Source organism: Pseudoxanthobacter soli DSM 19599, from assembly GCF_900148505.1.
In the GTDB taxonomy this organism is placed as follows: domain Bacteria; phylum Pseudomonadota; class Alphaproteobacteria; order Rhizobiales; family Segnochrobactraceae; genus Pseudoxanthobacter; species Pseudoxanthobacter soli.
Map to the genome: position 1 here is coordinate 220116 of NZ_FRXO01000002.1, position 17649 is coordinate 237764.

At 69.9% G+C, this 17649-nt stretch carries 14 protein-coding genes and 1 tRNA gene; 7 read left to right on the forward strand and 8 right to left on the reverse strand.

Features of this window, described 5'->3' with window-relative positions:
- Nucleotides 1-117 precede the first annotated feature (117 nt).
- From BUF17_RS05470 to BUF17_RS05480, 3 genes are all read left to right on the forward strand, one after another.
- Nucleotides 118-993 (forward strand): S-methyl-5'-thioadenosine phosphorylase, encoded by an 876-nt coding sequence (locus tag BUF17_RS05470; protein ID WP_073626412.1) that lies wholly within the window; start codon nucleotides 118-120, stop codon nucleotides 991-993.
- A 305-nt stretch (nucleotides 994-1298) separates the two neighbouring features.
- A complete protein-coding gene (locus BUF17_RS05475; protein ID WP_073626413.1) occupies nucleotides 1299-1859 on the forward strand; it encodes an adenine phosphoribosyltransferase in 561 nt (186 codons plus the stop codon).
- A gap of 5 nt (nucleotides 1860-1864) precedes the next feature.
- Nucleotides 1865-2482: a glutathione S-transferase family protein gene (locus BUF17_RS05480; protein ID WP_073626415.1), complete on the forward strand. Its 618-nt coding sequence runs from the start codon at nucleotides 1865-1867 to the stop codon at nucleotides 2480-2482.
- Nucleotides 2483-2518: 36 nt separating this feature from the next.
- Here the strand turns inward: BUF17_RS05480 and BUF17_RS05485 are convergent, their stop codons facing one another.
- A complete protein-coding gene (locus BUF17_RS05485; protein WP_175563617.1) occupies nucleotides 2519-3241 on the reverse strand; it encodes an outer membrane protein in 723 nt (240 codons plus the stop codon).
- Nucleotides 3242-3574: 333 nt separating this feature from the next.
- Entirely contained in the window at nucleotides 3575-4600 is a 1026-nt protein-coding gene (locus BUF17_RS05490) for an NAD(P)H-quinone oxidoreductase (RefSeq protein WP_428977626.1), read from the reverse strand.
- Between the two features lie 219 nt (nucleotides 4601-4819).
- Between BUF17_RS05490 and BUF17_RS05495 the strand changes: the two genes are divergently transcribed.
- Nucleotides 4820-5020 carry a DUF1192 domain-containing protein gene (locus tag BUF17_RS05495; protein ID WP_073626417.1) on the forward strand — a complete coding sequence of 67 codons (201 nt, stop codon included), beginning with the start codon at nucleotides 4820-4822 and terminating at the stop codon, nucleotides 5018-5020.
- A 294-nt stretch (nucleotides 5021-5314) separates the two neighbouring features.
- Nucleotides 5315-5770 carry a hypothetical protein gene (locus BUF17_RS05500; protein ID WP_073626419.1) on the forward strand — a complete coding sequence of 152 codons (456 nt, stop codon included), beginning with the start codon at nucleotides 5315-5317 and terminating at the stop codon, nucleotides 5768-5770.
- A gap of 236 nt (nucleotides 5771-6006) precedes the next feature.
- Here BUF17_RS05500 and rpmE read toward each other — a convergent pair whose 3' ends face one another.
- A complete protein-coding gene (gene rpmE, locus BUF17_RS05505; RefSeq protein ID WP_073626421.1) occupies nucleotides 6007-6228 on the reverse strand; it encodes a 50S ribosomal protein L31 in 222 nt (73 codons plus the stop codon).
- Between the two features lie 489 nt (nucleotides 6229-6717).
- Here rpmE and BUF17_RS05510 point away from each other — a divergent pair, with 489 nt between their 5' ends.
- A complete protein-coding gene (locus BUF17_RS05510) occupies nucleotides 6718-8556 on the forward strand; it encodes an ABC transporter transmembrane domain-containing protein (RefSeq protein WP_073626423.1) in 1839 nt (612 codons plus the stop codon).
- Nucleotides 8557-8636: 80 nt separating this feature from the next.
- Here the strand turns inward: BUF17_RS05510 and BUF17_RS05515 are convergent, their stop codons facing one another.
- Nucleotides 8637-9662: a peptidoglycan -binding protein gene (locus BUF17_RS05515; RefSeq protein WP_073626425.1), complete on the reverse strand. Its 1026-nt coding sequence runs from the start codon at nucleotides 9660-9662 to the stop codon at nucleotides 8637-8639.
- Between the two features lie 92 nt (nucleotides 9663-9754).
- Nucleotides 9755-10735, reverse strand: coding sequence for a flagellar motor protein MotA (locus BUF17_RS05520; RefSeq protein WP_073626427.1), 981 nt, complete (start codon nucleotides 10733-10735; stop codon nucleotides 9755-9757).
- A 267-nt stretch (nucleotides 10736-11002) separates the two neighbouring features.
- Between BUF17_RS05520 and BUF17_RS05525 the strand changes: the two genes are divergently transcribed.
- Entirely contained in the window at nucleotides 11003-11977 is a 975-nt protein-coding gene (locus BUF17_RS05525) for a magnesium transporter CorA family protein (protein WP_073626429.1), read from the forward strand.
- 140 nt (nucleotides 11978-12117) lie between these two features.
- On the opposite strand, the gene BUF17_RS05530 is transcribed toward BUF17_RS05525, so the two are convergent.
- The 3 genes from BUF17_RS05530 to BUF17_RS05540 all read right to left on the reverse strand — a co-directional run bounded on the left by BUF17_RS05530 (nucleotide 12118) and on the right by BUF17_RS05540 (nucleotide 17197).
- On the reverse strand, nucleotides 12118-12915 hold the full coding sequence (locus tag BUF17_RS05530; protein ID WP_073626431.1) for an inositol monophosphatase family protein: 798 nt from the start codon (nucleotides 12913-12915) through the stop codon (nucleotides 12118-12120).
- A 257-nt stretch (nucleotides 12916-13172) separates the two neighbouring features.
- Nucleotides 13173-13249: transfer RNA gene (locus BUF17_RS05535), tRNA-His, on the reverse strand.
- A 123-nt stretch (nucleotides 13250-13372) separates the two neighbouring features.
- Nucleotides 13373-17197 carry a histidine kinase dimerization/phospho-acceptor domain-containing protein gene (locus tag BUF17_RS05540; RefSeq protein ID WP_139282430.1) on the reverse strand — a complete coding sequence of 1275 codons (3825 nt, stop codon included), beginning with the start codon at nucleotides 17195-17197 and terminating at the stop codon, nucleotides 13373-13375.
- Nucleotides 17198-17649: the final 452 nt, after the last annotated feature.

Consider the following 17649-nt stretch of genomic DNA (forward strand, 5'->3'; position numbering starts at 1 on the left):
CGCGGGATTCGAGCCCGCCGTGACACGCCCCGCCGCCCTGCGCTTTTCCCGCTCTTGAGGCGGAGGTCCGGGTCCGGTATTGCCGGCTGACGACCCTCCCCGCATCAGGACGATCCCATGGCGAAATGCGTTCTCGGCGTGATCGGTGGCTCCGGCATCTACGACCTGCCGGGTCTTGAGGATGCGCGATGGGAGCGCATCGAAAGCCCGTGGGGCACCCCCTCCGACGCCGTCCGGCGCGGACGCTTCAAGGGACGCGAGGTGGTGTTTCTGCCCCGCCACGGCCGCGGCCACGTCTTTTCGCCGACGGACATCAACTACCGCGCCAACATCGACGTGCTGAAGCGCGCCGGCGTCACCGACGTCGTGTCGCTTTCGGCGTGCGGCTCGCTGAGAGAGGATCTGCCGCCGGGCACGTTCGTGGTGGTCGACCAGTTCATCGACCGCACCTTCGCGCGCGAGAAAAGCTTTTTCGGCGCCGGCTGCGTCGCCCATGTGGCGTTCGGCCAGCCGGTGAGCCCACGCCTTGCCGACCGGCTGGAAGCGGCCGGGCGTTCGGCCGGGGTGCCCGTCGTCCGCGGCGGCACCTATCTCGTGATGGAAGGGCCGCAGTTCTCGACCCTCGCGGAATCCCGGCTCTATCGCTCGTGGGGCTGCGACGTGATCGGCATGACCAACATGCCCGAGGCCAAGCTCGCACGCGAGGCCGAGCTCTGCTACGCGACCGTGGCTATGGTCACCGACTATGATTGCTGGCACGACGCCCACGGCGATGTCGACGTGCAGTCGGTCATCCGGGTCATGACCGAGAACCGCGCGAAGGCGCAGGACCTCGTCGCACGCCTGATCGCCGACCTGCCGGACGAGCATGAACCCTGCCCGGCCGGTTCGGACCGCGCGCTCGATTTCGCCATCATGACGGCGCCGGACTATCGCGATCCCGCGCTCGTCGCCAATCTCGGCGCGGTCGCCGGCCGCGTGCTGGCCCGATAGCGCCGCAGAAGGGCGGCGGGCGCCGAAAACCGACCAGAGTTCGCCGTTGCCTGCCGGCGCGGTGCGGGCGTATTCATAAGCCTGCCAATCGATTTGCCGGTTATGCAACCCTGTGTCGCGGCAGGGGCGGTAGCTCCGGGCGACGAGACCGGGCAAGGTGCACGCCGAGGTCGCTCTGGCACGATGGACGGGCCCCACCCGGACAAGGCAAGACGATCCGCCAATCATGAATCGATGCGGAACACACCCGCGGCGCACGGATGAACGGACGCATGGGTGACGATCCGCCGGGAGGATGCCAGCCGATGACGCTTCGCGTCGATCTCGATGTTGCCGACCTCGATCTCGCGGCGCTCGTCCGCACGATCCCCGATTACCCGAAGCCGGGTGTGATGTTCCGCGACATCACCACGCTGATCGCCAACCCGGCCGGCCTCAGGGCCGCCGTGGACGGGCTGGTATGGCCGTTTCTCGACGCACGGGTGAGCCTCGTCGCCGGCATCGAGGCGCGCGGCTTCATCCTTGGCGGCGCCGTGGCGCATGAACTCGGCCGCGGCTTCGTGCCGATCCGCAAGAAGGGGCGCCTGCCGGCCAAGACCATCGGTCAGGACTACGCGCTCGAATACGGCGTCGATACCATCGAGGTTCACGCCGATGCGATCCGCCCCGGCGACCGGGTGCTGGTGGTGGACGATCTCATCGCCACCGGCGGCACCGCCGAGGCCGCCATCGATCTCGTCCGCCGCTCCGGCGGCGAAGTCGTCGCCGCCGCCTTCATCATCGACCTGCCGGATCTCGGCGGCGCCGATCGCCTGCGTGCCAAGGGCGTCGCCGTCCGCACGCTGATCTCGTTCGAGGGAGACTGACCCCCATGCCGATCCTGCGCTCCTCTCCTCCCTCGCCCTTCAGCCGCAAGGTGCGCATCGCGTTCGCGGTCGCCGGGCTGGATGACACCCTCACCGTCGAATCGGTGGATACGCGGGCGCCTGCGCCCTCGTTCTTCGACGAGAACCCGCTCGGCAAGATTCCGGTGCTGGTGCTCGACGGTGGTTCGACGCTGTTCGATTCCGCCGTCATCATCGACTATGTCGATCATCTCGCCGGTGGCGGGGTGCTGGTGCCCAGCGACCCCGCAGGCCGGTTCCGCGTGCTGCGGCTGCAGGCGCTGGCCGACGGCATGATGGATGCGGCGCTGCTGCAGATCTACGAAGTGCGCTACCGGCCGGAGGCCCGCCGCCATTCCGACTGGGTGGCCTGGCAGGCCGGCAAGGTCGCCCGCGCGCTGGACACCCTGGAGCTCGCTCCGCCCCGCGAGCCGGACCACGCCTTCACCGATGCCGGCTCGATTGCGCTCGCCTGCGCGCTCGGCTATCTCGACCTCCGGTTCGATGGCCGCTGGCGCAAGGACCATCCGGCGCTCGTCGCCTGGCTCGACGCGTTCGCCGCCGCGGTGCCGGCGTTCGCCGCGACCGATCCCGAAGGGCGCTGAGGGACTCGATCCGGCAACGACGGCTCGGCTGCGCGGTCAGAACCGGTAGCCAATGCCGCCGCGGAGCACGGTCATGCTGAAATCCGTCGAGGCCGGCGTCGGTCCGACGGCGTATTCGTCGCGGCCGAAGCTCGAATAGAGCAGTTCGGCGCGCGCGGTGATGTGCTGGGTGATCGCACCTTCCGCGCCGCCGCCCGCCACCCAGCCGGTGCGAACCTCGCTGTTGGAGGCACCGGCGGCAGACACCTCGATATCGTTGAAGGCCACGCCCGCGGTGCCGTAGAGCAGGATGCGATCGAGCGCCACGCCCGCGCGGCCGCGGGCGGTGAGCTGCCAGTTGCTGCGGGTCGTCACTTCCGTGAACCCGGCGTTCTGCCGGTCGGTCAGGCCGTTCCAGGTCAGGTCGGTCTCGGCACCCAGCACGAAATTCGACGCGAGATTGAAATTGAACCCGCCGACGATGCCGCCGGTCGCGCCGGAGGGCGAATTGGTCGTCGAGAACAGGCCGTAATCGACGTTCGCGGTTCCCCAGCCGGCACCAAGCACGCCGCCCACATAGGCGCCGCTCCACTTGTAGCCGGCCGAAGGCGCCGCATAGGCATCGGCGGCGGGCAGCGGGGCCGGAGCAGGCGCCGCCGTGCCGTAGGAATCCATCGACGCGGACGGATCGTAATATTGCGCGCTTGCCGCCGTCGCCGAGACCACAGCGCCGGCCAACGACAACAAGGCGGAGGCAGCGAACTTCGAGCGTCTCTTCATCCGGCAACTCCGATACGCGCACCAACTCCGATACGCAGACATGGGGCCGGCGGCACAAGCCGGCATCTCTGATGCCGGCCCCTCCGCGCGCGACGCGGCGCGACCCTTGCGCGCGGACATTCGGGGCCGGTCAGGCACGCGCACCCGCTTTCCCGAGCCGGAAAAGCACGGGCTGCGCGCACCATGGCTGATCGAAAGATGCCTTTGTACCGATCAGGATCAAGGTCCGTTCACCACGTTTCGGCCGGCGTGGTCAACGCCGCCTTAACGGCACGCCGGCGAGGGTGAGCGGACGCCAAAGCCGCTCAACGGCAACGCGGCCGGGTGCGTTCGTCAGACGGTCAGCACGATCTTGCCGACGTGGGACGACGATTCCATCCGGGCATGAGCGGCGGAGGCCTCCACCAGCGGGAAGGTGGAATCGATCACCGGCCTGACGCGGCCGACCGCCACCAACGGCCAGACGCGGTCGTGAAGCGCCTGCGCGATCGCCGCCTTGAACGGCACTTCTCGCGCACGCAGCGTGGAGCCGGTATGGACGAGGCGCTTCACCATCAGCGGCGTGAAATCGAGATTCTTCGCCTTGCCGCCCAGCGTGGCGATCTGCACGATGCGCCCTTCGACCGCCGCGGCACGCCAGTTGCGCTCGACATAGTCACCCGCGATCATGTCGAGGATGACGTCGGCGCCGCGCCCGCCGGTTTCGGCCTTCGTGGCGGCAACGAAGTCCTCGTCGCGGTAGTTGACCGCCCGGTCCGCCCCCAGCGCCAGCATCGCGTCGCACTTCTCCGCGGAACCGGCAGTCGCGATCACCCGCGCGCCGAACGCCTTGGCGAGCATGATCGCCGTCGTGCCGATGCCGGACGTACCGCCATGGACGAGCAGCGTCTCGCCGGCGGCAAGGCCGGCGCGGTCGAACACGTTGGACCACACCGTGAAGAAGGTCTCGGGGATCGCGGCGGCCTCGATCATGGTGAGACCGTCCGGCACCGGCAGGGCGATATTGGCGGACGCCAGGCAATATTCCGCGTAGCCGCCGCCCGCCACGAGGGACGTCACCGCCATGCCGGGCGCGAATGCCGTCACATCCGGCCCGACGGCGGCGACCCGGCCGGCGATTTCCAGGCCCGGGATATCCGGCGCGCCCGCCGGCGGCGGATAATGGCCCATGCGCTGGAGCACGTCGGGGCGGTTCACGCCTGCCGCTTCCACCCGCACCAGGATCTCGCCCGGGCCCGGCTTGGGCACCGGCCGCGTCTCGGCCACCAGCGCCTCGGGGCCGCCGGGCACCGGGCAGGCGATCGCGGTCATGGTTTCCGGCGGGCTGGCGCTCATGGTTTCCGGTACGCTGGCGCTCATGGAACATCTCCGTTGGCTTGCGAGGCGAACCCGCGGGCGGCGGCCATCCGGCCGGAACCCCGCTGCAGCACGCCCGGCAGTGTCGCCAGCGTGCGCGGCTCTCGACCCTCCTGATGCCACCCCCGCGCGGCGAGGTCGAGGCGAAGCGGATGCCTGCGGGCGCTCTCTTTGCTATGAACGCCCGGAGACGGGGCCGGCGCCCTGCAGGAGGAAGACGCCATGATCGAGGACGATCCGTTCGCCACCCCGGCCGCCCGCAAGGCGCAGGCGCACACGCTCGGCAGCGAACTCGCGCGGCTGTCGGTCACGGAACTCGAGGCGCTCGTCGGTGATCTGGAGGCGGAAATCGCCCGGGTCCGGGCCGCGATCGAGGCCAAGCGCGCCACCCAGAACGCCGCGGACGCGCTTTTCCGGCGCTGAGCGCGAGAAATCCTCGCAATCGCCCGGTTTCATCAACCGGGCGTTAACCGCTTTCGGGGACGAATGGGGATGGCGGAAGCTGGCGCTGCGGGCGCCCTGGTTCGACTGCCCTGACCCGCGACGCGGATTCTGCCCGGTTCCCTCCCCTGTTCGAGGCCACCTGGTAGAGCCGCGCATGTCGCGGCTTCTTTTTGGGCGCGATTTCCGCCTTGAGCGGCGACTCCCCTTTTCCGCCGCAAGCGGCTAGTAGGACGGCTCCTCGGTTGTTCCTCCGTCCGGCCTGCAAAACCACCCGTGTCCGCGTTCCTGTTCGACGAGATCATCGCGCTGCGCATGGCCGCCACGGCCTTGCCACCCGGCCCCGGCCGGGCACGGCTCGATTCCCGGCTCGACAGGATCGCCGGGCTTGCGCTGATCGACGACATGGAACGCAGCGGCGACCTTCCGCCCGAGACCGCGGAAGCGGAGCGCGCGCGGATCGCCGCCCGCGCCCGCACGATGCCGGCCTGCCAGGAGGCCGGCTGGAATGCAGCGGCCGAAGACCCGCGGCTGCACGGGCTCGAACGCCGGGCCGGCGCCATCGAGGCGGCGCTGACGGCGGAACGGCCGGCGCGCCGCCCCGCGCGCGCCGTGCTTCAGCTCGTGCACGACAACCCCGTCGCACGCTCGCACGCCCGCCTCGAAGCGGCGTTCACACCGGTGCCGGGCCCGCGCAACGGCGGCGATGCCGGCGGCGGAAATCCGGCCTGACCGGACCGGGTCGACGCGCCCTTATCCGGCGGCCCCTACCCTTCTCCGGCGGCCCCTACCCTTCGCACCCATGCCTTACACGCGCCGTGCCTCACACGGCACGCCTCACAAACGAAAGCCGCGCCCGGGTGGTCCCGGACGCGGCTTGAAACGATCGAACGGCGCAGCGCCCTCCCGGATGTACAACCATCGCGCCGGATCGGCGGCGACGGTACTTCGGGAGCGATGCCGCTGCCTCAGCCGAGGAAGCTGCCGAACTTGTTCTTGAAGCGCGACACGCGGCCGCCGCGGTCGAGCAGCTGCTGCTGGCCGCCGGTCCAGGCCGGATGAGTGCGCGGATCGATGTCGAGGGTCAGCACGTCGCCCTCGGAACCGAACGTCGAATGGGTGATATATTCGGACCCGTCGGTCAGCACCACCTTGATGCTGTGATAGTCGGGGTGAATGTCTTTCTTCATGGTCGTCGCTTTCCGAACGCTGGCGGCGAGCGGCGGCGGCCTGATCGCCACCCACGTTCGCCCGAAATGAAGGCGGGCAGAAGCCGCGCCGGCAACGGCACGACCGCTCCCGCTCGGGTTTCCGTCTCGGAAACGCCGGGAAGGCTGCGGCCGATCGTGTTCAAGGGCGACGATATAGCGGACACACCCGCGGGCGGCAAGAGCGTGCCGGCCCGGGGCGCACCGAAAGACGCCGGCTTTCCGCATTTCTCCCCGCGTTCACCGGCCTGCGCCCCGATAGGAGCGTCGGTGGGCATCGTCGTGGCGCGGTGCGCCGAATCTTCGCAGCCTCCCGAATGAGGCGCATGGTTCGCGCCATCGCCCCGCTGTCGCCCCGGTTCTCGGACAGACCACGCCACCATTTCACTTGCCCGTCCGGGAGCGACGTGGTCTGACGGACCCGCGTTGCATGTTGTTCGCAACAGGGCGGAACGATGCGGGAGACCTGACGTGGCGGCACGCGGGACGGCGAGGGACGAAACGGCGGAGACGGCGGCGGGCGAAGCGAGGCGCCGCCCCGGATTGAAGCCGTTGCGGGTGCTGGTGCCGTTCGCGCTCGCCTATCGCGGCCATCTCGCCGGGGCGATCGCTGCGCTGGTGCTGGCCGCAGGCGCCACGCTGGCGCTGCCGATCGCGCTCCGGCGGGTGATCGACCACGGCTTCAACGCCGCGGACCGAGCCTTCATCGACCGCTATTTCGTCATGCTGATCGTGGTCGTCGGCGTGCTCGCGCTTGCGAGCGCGGCCCGCTACTACTTCGTCACCTGGCTCGGCGAGCGGGTGGTGGCGGACATCCGCTCCGCCGTGTTCGCCCATGTCGTCCGACTCTCGGCCGGCTATTTCGACCGCACATTGTCGGGCGAGATCGTGTCGCGGCTCACTGCCGACGCGACGCAGGTCAAGGCCGCGGTCGGCTCCTCCGCCTCCGTCGCCCTGCGCAACCTGCTCCTGTTCATCGGCGCGGCGACCATGATGGTGGTGACGAGCCCGGGGCTCTCGGCGCTGGTGCTCGCCGCGATCCCGGTGATCGTGCTGCCGTTGGTCGGATTCGGCCGATCGGTGCGCCGCCGCTCGCGCCGCGCCCAGGACGTGCTCGCCGCATCCTCCGCCTACGCCACGGAAGCCATCGGCGCGGTGCGCAGCCTGCAGGCCTTCACCTTCGAGGGTGCGGCCGCCGGGCGCTATCGCGGCGGGGTGGACGAGGCCTTCGGCGCCGCCCGCAGCGCCATCGTCGCCCGCACGCTGCTCACCGGCATCGCGATCTTCCTTGTGTTCACCTCCATCGTGGTGGTGCTCTGGATCGGCGCGCAGGACGTGCTCGCCGGCAACCTTTCACCGGGCGCGCTCGGCCAATTCGTGCTCTATGCCGCCTTCGCCGCCGGCAGCCTCGGCGAGCTGTCGCAGGTCTGGGGCGAGGTCTCGCAGGCAGCCGGCGCCGCCGAGCGGCTCGGCGAACTCCTTGCGGAACAGCCGGCCATCGCCGATCCGGTCCACCCGGTCGCGCTGCCGGAGCCGCCGGCCGGTACGCTCGCCTTCCGCGACGTGTCGTTCGCCTATGGCGGCAACGGCCATCCGCCGGTGGTGGAGAACATCCAACTCGCGGTGAAGCCGGGCGAGACGGTTGCGATCGTCGGCCCGTCCGGCGCCGGCAAGTCGACCCTTTTCGCGCTGGCGCTGCGCGCCTACGACCCGACCGCTGGCCGCATCCTGATCGACGGCGTCGACGTCCGCGATGCCCGCCTCGCCGATGTCCGCCGCCGCATCGCCATCGTGCCGCAGGACACCACGATCTTCGCCGCCTCGATCCTCGACAACATCCGCTTCGGCCGGCCGGACGCCAGCGAGACCGACATCCTCGCCGCGGCGAAGGCCGCCCGCGTCGACGTCATCGCCGCGCAGCTTCCAAACGGTTTCGACACTGAAGTCGGCGAGCGCGGCGTGACGCTTTCCGGCGGCCAGCGCCAGCGGATCGCCATCGCCCGCGCCATCCTGAAGGATGCGCCGATCCTGCTGCTGGACGAGGCGACATCGGCGCTCGACGCCGAAAGCGAGGCGGCCGTTCAGGCGGCGCTCGAAACCCTGCGGCGCGGACGGGCGACACTCGTCATCGCCCATCGCCTCGCGACCGTGCTGGCAGCGGACCGCATTCTGGTGATGGAGAACGGCCGCATCGTGGAGGCAGGCGATCACGCCAGCCTCGTGGCGCGCGGCGGGCTCTATGCGCGCCTCGCCCGGCTGCAGTTCCAGGCGGGCGCGGAGGCCCTGGAAGCCGGCGCCGCCGCGAAATAGGCGTCGGCCGGTCGCGGGGCTCCCCCGCGGGTCGGGGCTCCCCCATCCGCTGGCGCTTGGTCTCCCGCCCGCCCGATCCCTCAGCGTTCGGTCAGCTTCAGCTCGATACGGCGGTTGCGCGCCCGGGCCTCGTCGGTATCGGCGGTGTCGAGCGGCTGGAACTCGCCGAACGCCGCGGCTGCGAGATGCTCGGGATCGACGCCCTTGGAGATCAGGAACTGCACCACCGCGATGGCGCGTGCCGAGGAAAGCTCCCAGTTCGAGCGGAACCGGCCCGATCCCGACAGCGGCCGCGAATCGGTGTGGCCGTTGACCTGCAGCACCCAGCCGATCTCCGGCGGGATCTCCTTCTCGAGCTGCAGGATGGCGCTCGCCAGCTTGTCGAGATCGACCTGGCCCTCGCCGTTGATCTGGTCGGAGCCGGAGGCAAACAGCACCTCGGACTGGAACACGAAGCGGTCGCCGACCACGCGGATATCGGGCCGGTCGGCGAGGATCTCGCGCAGGCGGCCGAAGAAATCCGAGCGGTAGCGCGACAGCTCCTGTACCTTCTGGGCCAGCGCCACGTTGAGCCGGCGGCCGAGATCGGCGATCTGCGCCTGGGATTCCTTGTCCTTCTGCTCGGAGGCGCCGAGCGCGGTCTCCAGCGCGGCGATCTGGCGGCGCAGCGCCGAAATCTGCTGGTTGAGGAGTTCGACCTGGGCCAGCGCGTCACGGCTGACCTGCTGCTCCTTGGCGAGCTGGCCCTGCAACTCCGTGATCTGGCCGCCAGCACCGACGGACGAGCCCTGCGCCGAGTTGAGCAGGCCCTGCAGGCGGTCGCGGTCGGCAAGGGCGGCATCGAGGCTCGACTGCAGCTGCGCGAGCGCATCCTGCGCGTCGCCCTTGGCGGCCCGCTCCATCGACAGAAGCTGGGTCAGCTCGGCGATCTGGGCGTTGAGGCGCGACAGCGCGGTGTCCTTTGACGACACCTCGCGGCTCAGCAGAAACTGCGCCAGCATGAACACCGAGAGCAGGAACACGAAGACCATCAGCAGCGTCGACAGCGCGTCGACGTAGCCCGGCCACTGGTCGAGCTGCGCTGCGCGGCGGCGTCCCCTCGGCATGGCGGTCTCCGTTGTGTCCTGGCGTATATCCCGTTCAGATCACACCGATCCGAACGACAAGAAATCGCTCTATGGCGTGCCGGTTGGGTGGATCAGCGCCGGTCCTGTTCGACCGCGCCGGCCAGCGTCTCCAGGAAGCGCTCGATGCGCGCCTGCTGCCGGGCTTGGGCCTCGGTCCATTCGCGCTGCATCTGCCGCTCGGCCCGCAGGTGCTGAACCAGCCCCTGGATGCCCTCGGCGAGGTTCGCCATCGCCGCGGTGGCGCCCCGGCCCGAACCCTGGTCCTGGACGGCGGCCGCGAGCCGGTCCAGCGCCTCGCTGACATCGGAGGGCGGCAACGCCTGCCCGCCGGCGGGCAGGATGTCGGTCACGCTCGACAGCCAGTCCTCGAGGTCGGTGTAGAAGCGGTTCTGCGCCTGGCCCGCCTGCAGATCGAGGAAGCCGAGGATCAGCGAGCCGGTCAGACCGAACAGCGAGGACGAGAACGCGATGCCCATGCCGGAGAGCGGCGCGGCGAGGCCGGCCTTCAGGTCCTCGAAGATCACCGTGGAATCGCCCGACGAGACGTTGAGCGAGCCGATGGTGGCCCCGACGGAGCTCACGGTCTGCAACAGACCCCAGAAGGTGCCGAGCAGGCCGAGGAACACCAGCAGGCCCGTAAGGTAGCGCGAGATGTCGCGCGCCTCGTCGAGACGGGTGCCGATCGAATCGAGAATCGTGCGCAGCGCCGGGGTGGAGAGCGGCTTGTCGCCGAGCTTGTCGCCGATCAGCGAGGCCATCGGCGCGAGCAGCACCGGCGGGCGGCGAACCTCCAGCCCGGCATAGCCGGCGCGGAAGCCGTTGACCCAGGTGACCTCCGGAAACAGCCGGATCACCTGGCGGAACGCCAGCACGATGCCGATGGCGAGAACGCCGAAGATCAGCCCGTTCAGGCCCGGATTGGCCATGAACGCCGTGGCGATCGAACGGTAGAGCACCACGCCGATACAGGCGGCAAGCACCAGGAAGATCACCATGCGCCACAGAAAGATCTGCGGGCTGGAAAGCCGGTAGGGATCGATGTCGCGGGCCATGGGCGGTCCGAAATCCGTTGGAGGCTCGTTTTGAATAGCCCGACAGCGGCCTGCGACCAAACGAAATCGCCGCGCCGTGCCGGCCTTGCGGACTGTCACAAGAGTGACGCAGAGTGCGACTCAAGTCTCCACGACGACACGCCGCGCGCGCCGGATCAACGGCCGGACGCCACGGCTTGAGAGTGCACCCTCCGCGCGCGTACCGGCGCGGAACCGTCGTTGCGTGGCCACGTTCTCACGCGCCACGTCCCTTGCGGAGAAACGGACATGATCACCTGCTATCTGCAAGAGGACGGTCTTCTGAAGCGGCGGCGCTGGGAAGAGAACGAGCCGCTGCCGGAAAGCGCGGTGTGGCTCGACCTGTTCGCCCCCACCCACTGGGAGGACAAGCTGACAGAAAGCCTCCTCGGCATCGGCGTCCCCACCCAGGAGGAGATGAAGGAGATCGAGACCTCCAGCCGCCTCTATGTCGAGGATGGCGGCATCTACATGACGACGACGCTTTTGTGCGGCATCGCCGAGGGCCGCCCCGGGACGACGCCGGTGACCTTCATCCTGGTCGGCAACCGGCTGGTGACGGTGCGCTACGACGAGCCGAAGGCATTCCCGCTCGCGGCCCATCGCCTGCAGAAGCCGCAAAGCGAGCCCGTGTCGGCCGCGCTGGCGCTCGTCGACCTGCTCGATGCCGTCGTCGAGCGCACCGCCGATATCCTGGAGGCGATCGCCGCGGAGATCGATCTGATCTCGCGTTCGGTGTTCGAGGCCGGCATCTCCGACCGGCGCGGCGGGCCGGACTTCCACGACGTGATCCGCGCCATCGGCCGCCAGGGCATGTTGACCAACCGCGCTCAGGAAAGCCTGATGTCGCTGTCGCGCACGCTGGCCTTCCTCGGTCTGCATCAGGGCAACGGCCAACTTGTCGGCCACCGCGGCACCATCAAGTCGATGACGCGGGACGTGCGCTCGCTTTCCGACCACGCCGCGTCGCTCGATACCAAGATCAACTTCCTGCTCGACGCGGTGCTCGGTCTCGTCAACCTCGATCAGAGCGCGATCATCAAGATCTTCTCGGTTCTCGCGGTCGTGTTCATGCCGCCGACGCTGATCGCCTCGATCTACGGCATGAACTTCCAGTTCATGCCGGAACTGGAATGGCACTACGGCTACATGGTCTCGATCGGCCTGATGGTGGTCTCGGCCGTCGGCACATACGGCTTCTTCCGCTGGAAACGCTGGCTGTAGAGACCCGCTCTCGTCCATCCGGAACGAATATCGCCCGGATCGGAGGGGCGATCCGGGCGACAGAAAGCAGTCAGGGCTCTCCGGCCGGGGCGCGCCCTCGTTCCGGATCGAATGACCCGGACGGCAGCGCTGCACCAATCTCAGAGCCGGGCGTGGGCCTGCTTGAGATGCCCCAGCAGAGCCTGATGGACCACCTCGTTGCCGGCGACGATGGAGCCACTTTCCAGCATGGCGTCCTTGCCGGCGAAGTCCGACACGAAGCCGCCCGCCTCGCGCACGATGATCGCGCCGGCCGCGATGTCCCATGAATTGAGGTGGGCTTCCCAGAAACCGTCCATGCGGCCGGCGGCGACCCAGCACAGGTCGAGCGCGGCGGAACCGAAGCGGCGGATGCCGGAGACCTGACCGACCATCTCGCGCAGTTCGATGAGCGAACGGCCCTGATCGGGCCGGCCGAGATGGGGAATGCCGGTGCCGACCACGCAATCGGCCATGTCGCGGCGCTGGGCCACGCGGATGCGGCGGTCGTTCATGAAGGCGCCGCCGCCACGCTCGGCGACGTAGAGTTCGTCCATCACCGGATTGTAGACCACGCCGGCGACGATCTGGCCCTGCCGCTCCAGCGCGATGGAGACGGCGAACATCGGAATGCCGTGCAGGAAGTTGGTGGTGCCGTCGAGCGGATCGATGTGCCAGACGTGCTGGCCGTCACCGGCCACGTCGCCGGCTTCCTCCATGCGGAAGCCCCAGCCCGGCCGCGCCTTCTCGAGCTCGCGATAGATGATCTGCTCGGCCTTCTTGTCGGCGGCGGAGACGAAGTCGCCCGGCCCCTTGCGGGAGACCTGAAGGTTTTCGACCTCGCCGAAATCCCGCACCAGCCCGCGCCCCGCCTTGGTGGCGGCCTGGACCATGACATTGAGAAGGGCTGAACGTGCCATCGTGCAAAAAATCCGGAGAACACAGGGCGCGGAGGCGCCTCTTGAGACTGTAGGCGCGAACGCGCCGCTTGAGAACGCAGGGCGCGAAGACGCCTTTTGGATCGGCGCCAACCAACACAATCGGCGCCAGGGTGCAAGCCCCGAGGCGGTCCGCACGCCGCAAGGCAGCAATCCGCCGGCCGCAGGGCAGCAGGCCTGCTCGGATTCGAAGGTCTCAGGGCGCTTGATGAACGAAAATGTCGGGCCTGAAGAGAAGGTGGTACAGCTGCCTGGTCTCGAACCAGGGACCTTCGGATCCACAATCCGACGCTCTAACCAACTGAGCTACAGCTGCCCATCACACGGCCGCCACGAAACAGGGTTCCGAGGCCGGGCCGGACCGACGGCGCGGAACCTAGGAGCAAACGCTTCAAAAGGCAAGCGGGTCGCGACGCCGACCGTCCTTGAAAGCGGCGCATCAGGCGGCGGCGGCGTCCGCTGTGGAAAACCGGATCTCGACCAGCGTGCCGCGCCGGGGTTCGGACTGGAGGGCGAAGCCGGCGCCGTTCGCCTCCGCCAGGGCCTTCGTCAGCGGCAGGCCGAGGCCGGTGCCGCCGCGGCGGGCACCGCCGAGGCGCCGGAACGGCTCCATCGCCACCACCACCTCTTCCGGCGACATGCCGATACCGGTGTCGCGGCAGCGGAACACCACCGCGCCGGTTTCGTCGCAGCTCGTCGACAGGATCACCTGCCCGCCCTCGACATTGAACTTCACCGCGTTGGACAGGATGTTGAGCACGATCTGCTTGATGGAACGGCGGTCGGCGAGGATCGTCGGCAGCGTTCCGGCGAGGCTGGTGCGGATGATGACGCGCTCGCTGCCGGCCTCCGGCTGCATCAGCCCCACGCATTCGCGCACCACGGCGTTCAGCGCCACCGGCTCCAGATCGAGTTCGGCGCGGCCGGCCTCGATCTTGGCGAGGTCCAGGAGGTCGTTGACGAGGCTCAGGATATGGCCGCCGGACGAGCGGATGTCGCGCAGATAGTCGCGATAGCGCGGTGTTCCGATCGGACCGAGCCGTTCCTCCAGCATCACCTCGGCGAAACCGATGATGGCGTTGAGGGGGGTGCGGATCTCGTGGGTGATACGGGCGAGGAAATCGGATTTCTGCGCGCTCGCCTGCTCCGCCACGCGGGTGGCAGCGGCAAGCGCCGCTTCCGTGCGTTTCCAGACGCCGACATCGCGCAAGGTGAGGCAGACGCGGGCGCCGAGCCCCTCGCCGAAGCGGCCGAAGCCGATCATCAGGGGCACGTCCTCGCCGTCGCCCGAACGGCCGACCGCTTCGAGATCGTGGATGGCGTTCGACGGCACCACGGCGTCGATCATGGTGGCGATGGCGGCTTCGAGCGTGCCGCGACCGAGGGCCGAGACGAGGCGGCCGACCGCCTCGCCGCGCAGCGCCGCGCGGGTGCGGCCGAACAGACGCTCGGCGGCGCGGTTGACGGTGACGACGGCGCAGCGCCGGTCGACCACGACGACGGCATCCGGCAGCGCATCAAGCACGGCATCGGCCTCGCCAGCGGGCTCCGGCGCGGGCTGCTGCGCAACGGCGCCAGCGGTGCGTGTCGCCGGCTTTGCCGCCTCGAACATCGACCCCGTCACCACCGGAACCGGCGCGGCGGGCGCCACATCCGGCGGCGACCGGTCGGAGGCGGCGACCGCGGCTTCGGGACGGTCTACCGGGAGCGACGCGGCGGGCGGTGCTTCAGCAGCGGGCGATTCGGCTTCTGCGGGTGCTCCCGAAGACGTGGCCGTCGAGGAAGCCGCCGTCGCTGCGGCCTCGGCCAAAGGCGGTTCTGTGTCGGGCGCATCGACCGGTGGCAGCACCCCGGCGACTGCGGTCGCCTCGCCCTCCCCGGTCGCTCCCGGCGCGCGCACGGCGATCACCGCCCGCGCCGGCCTCGCCGGCTGCAGCACAACCAGCAGCGCACGGGCACCGCCCCAGGGTACGGCGAGCATCCGCGCGTCGACCGGCACGTCGCTGCCGTCGGCACGACGCGCGCGCAGCAGGCGGCTGTCGGCATCCGCTTCCGAAGGCTCGACGAACAGCGTGTCGAACCCACCGGCGGCCACGAAGGCCTCGCGGTCGGCGTAGCCGAGCAGGTTGAGGATCGCCGCGTTGGCGTAGGGCACATCGCTGTCGCGGCAGATGGCGAGGCCGACCGGCAACCGGTCGAGGATCGACATTTCGAGCGCCGCGGCCGGCTCCTCGGGCGGCTTTGGCATGGCGACAGGCGTGTCGGCGGGGGTCGGCGCTCCGGGCCCGGCGTCCGGCTTTGCGCTCTCGTCCTCGTCGCCTGCGAACCGCGCGCCGAGTGCGGCGGCGACCTGCCGGAACGCCTCCCATTCCGGCCTCGAAAGCCGGCCCGCCGCGTGACCGTCTCCTTCGCCCGCGACCGCGTCCATGCCGGGACGTTCGTCCGCGAACAGGTCGGCAGACTCCAAGGACGAGGGCGGTTCGCCGCCGTCGCCCCAGGGCGGCCGTTCCTCGTCGAAATCCGGCTGATCGGATCCGCCGGCAGTCGGCAGGTCGTCCGGACGGGCCTCCGGCCCTCCCGCGCAAGCCTCGTCCGCCACGGAAACGTCCTGCGCCACATGGTCGGACGCCCCGTTATCCGCCTCGGCACGGTCCAACTCTACATGGTCCAACTCGACCTGGTCCGGCTCCCGATCGTCCGGCTCCACGTCGTCGGCCTCAGCGGCGTCCGTTCCCGTGATCGGCGACGGCACCGCACCGGCTATCGCGTCCCGGGCAAAGCCATCATCGTCTCGGCCATCATCGTCTTGCGCAGTGTCGTCGTCGCGCGCGGCCGAGGAACCGTCGTCGCCAACAGGGTTCGGCGACGCGGCCGCCGGTTCGGACGGCACCTCGACGGCCATCCCCGGCACGATCTCGTCCGCCGTTTCGGCCGCCCGACGTTCCGTGGCTTCGGGTTCCGCGGCGAAGGGGACGCCGGACGCTTCTGCCGCGGCTGCCGGTGCCTCGGTTCCGTCTGCCACCGGTCGGGTTGGCGCGTCGTCATCGGTCTCGGGCGCGAGCGACCCGAAGGGCACGTCCGAAGGTTCCGCCAGCGCGACGAGCGCCAGACCGGAGCCGCGAAATCCGCGGAATGCGCCGCCGGCGTCCCGCACCGAAAGCGCGGACAGGTTGACCGGCACGCGCCAGCCGTCTGCCCGCGGCCACAGCACGCGGACGCCGCTCCAGGTCTGGCCGAGATCGAACGCGCTCGCGATCCGCCCATCCGGATCGAGCCCGAATGCGGCTGCGACCTCGTCCCAGCGATGACCGACGATGGCAGACTGCGCTTGGCCGACCACCTCCGCCAACTCGGTGGAAACGAACGTGAACCGCCCCCGGGAATCGGTCTGCCACGAGAATCGCCGGGGACGCGGCAAGGCCGGCGCCGCCTGTGCGATGGACGCCGGGGTCCCGGCCGACAGCGCCGTGCGCACCGCCGAAAGCGACGTGCCGCTGTCGCCGGCGCCCGTGCTTGCGTCTGCCGCCGCCGACGGACGGGCAGTCGCCGCCGCGGGCGGTCGTTGCGCCGTGGCGTCCCCCTTCGCCTGTGCGGATGCAGCCGGCGGCCGTTCCGCGGGGGCGGCGATCACAAGCCGCAGCCCGGTGTCGCCGAGCAGCATGCGCCGCAGCGCCGCCCCGGACGGGCTGCCGCCGGATGCCGCGAGACCTGCGATGGCGGACCGGCCGCCAAACACCTCGGCGATCTCCACGGCACCCGCTTCCGCGACGATGGCACCTGCAGCATCGACCACGAGGGCGAAGCCGTCACCGGCGACGAGCGGACAGAACGCCGCGAGGCTCGCTGCCTCGTCTTCACCGCCGGAGGATGCCGGCTCGATGACGGTCACGGCGAGCGCCGGCTCGCCGCCCTGAAGGCGCAACATCTGCAGCCGGCACAGGAATCCGACAGGCCTGAAATCGACGAAGACCCGCAGCCGCACAAGCCCGGGCTGCATCAGGAAGCGCACCGCGAGATGCCGCCCGACGGCGGAAAGCAGCGCCGACGCGCGGGGATTGGACGGCGCCGGGGAAAGGCCGGCGGTGAACTCGCAGAAGCGCGCCGCGGCGGCGTTGTACCAGAGGATCTGCGTCGCGGCCTGATCGAGAACGAACACCATGCGGCGCTCGGCCGCCTGCCCACCGACGACCGGATGGGCGGTCAGCGCCAGGAAGCGGGCCAGATGGCTTTCGCGCGTTCCATCCGCGGGGATCGTCGCCGCCAAGGTCTTTTCCGCCCTCGGGTTCTGCCGCCGTTCCGGGCGGACGATGCCGGTCCGGAACGGGCCGGACAAACGGCGGCACGGCGCAAGGCCTGCCTTCCGATTCACCGCCCCGGGACCATCCGGACTTTAATATGGCGGCGACCGGCCGGTCCACACCCGCAAGCGGGATGCGCGCCATTGATCACCAGCGTCGTTAACGCGACAATGGCGCGAGCCGCCCCGCCCGCCTCGCCGCGCAAGGCCTTCGGGCACGACGACATGCGTGTGTCGTCTGCCGCCGCTACGCTGGGTTGGATCCGCCGGCCGTGATGGCCGCGCAGCGCCGTGGCGCGGGCCGTGAGGCCCCTTCAGGACGGCCTGGAAGCCGTCTTGCTCCGACCCCCACGCTGTCCGACGCCATGCTGTCCGACCGCGCGGGACCTCGTTCCGTCCCGAACGACCGGCGTCCCGCA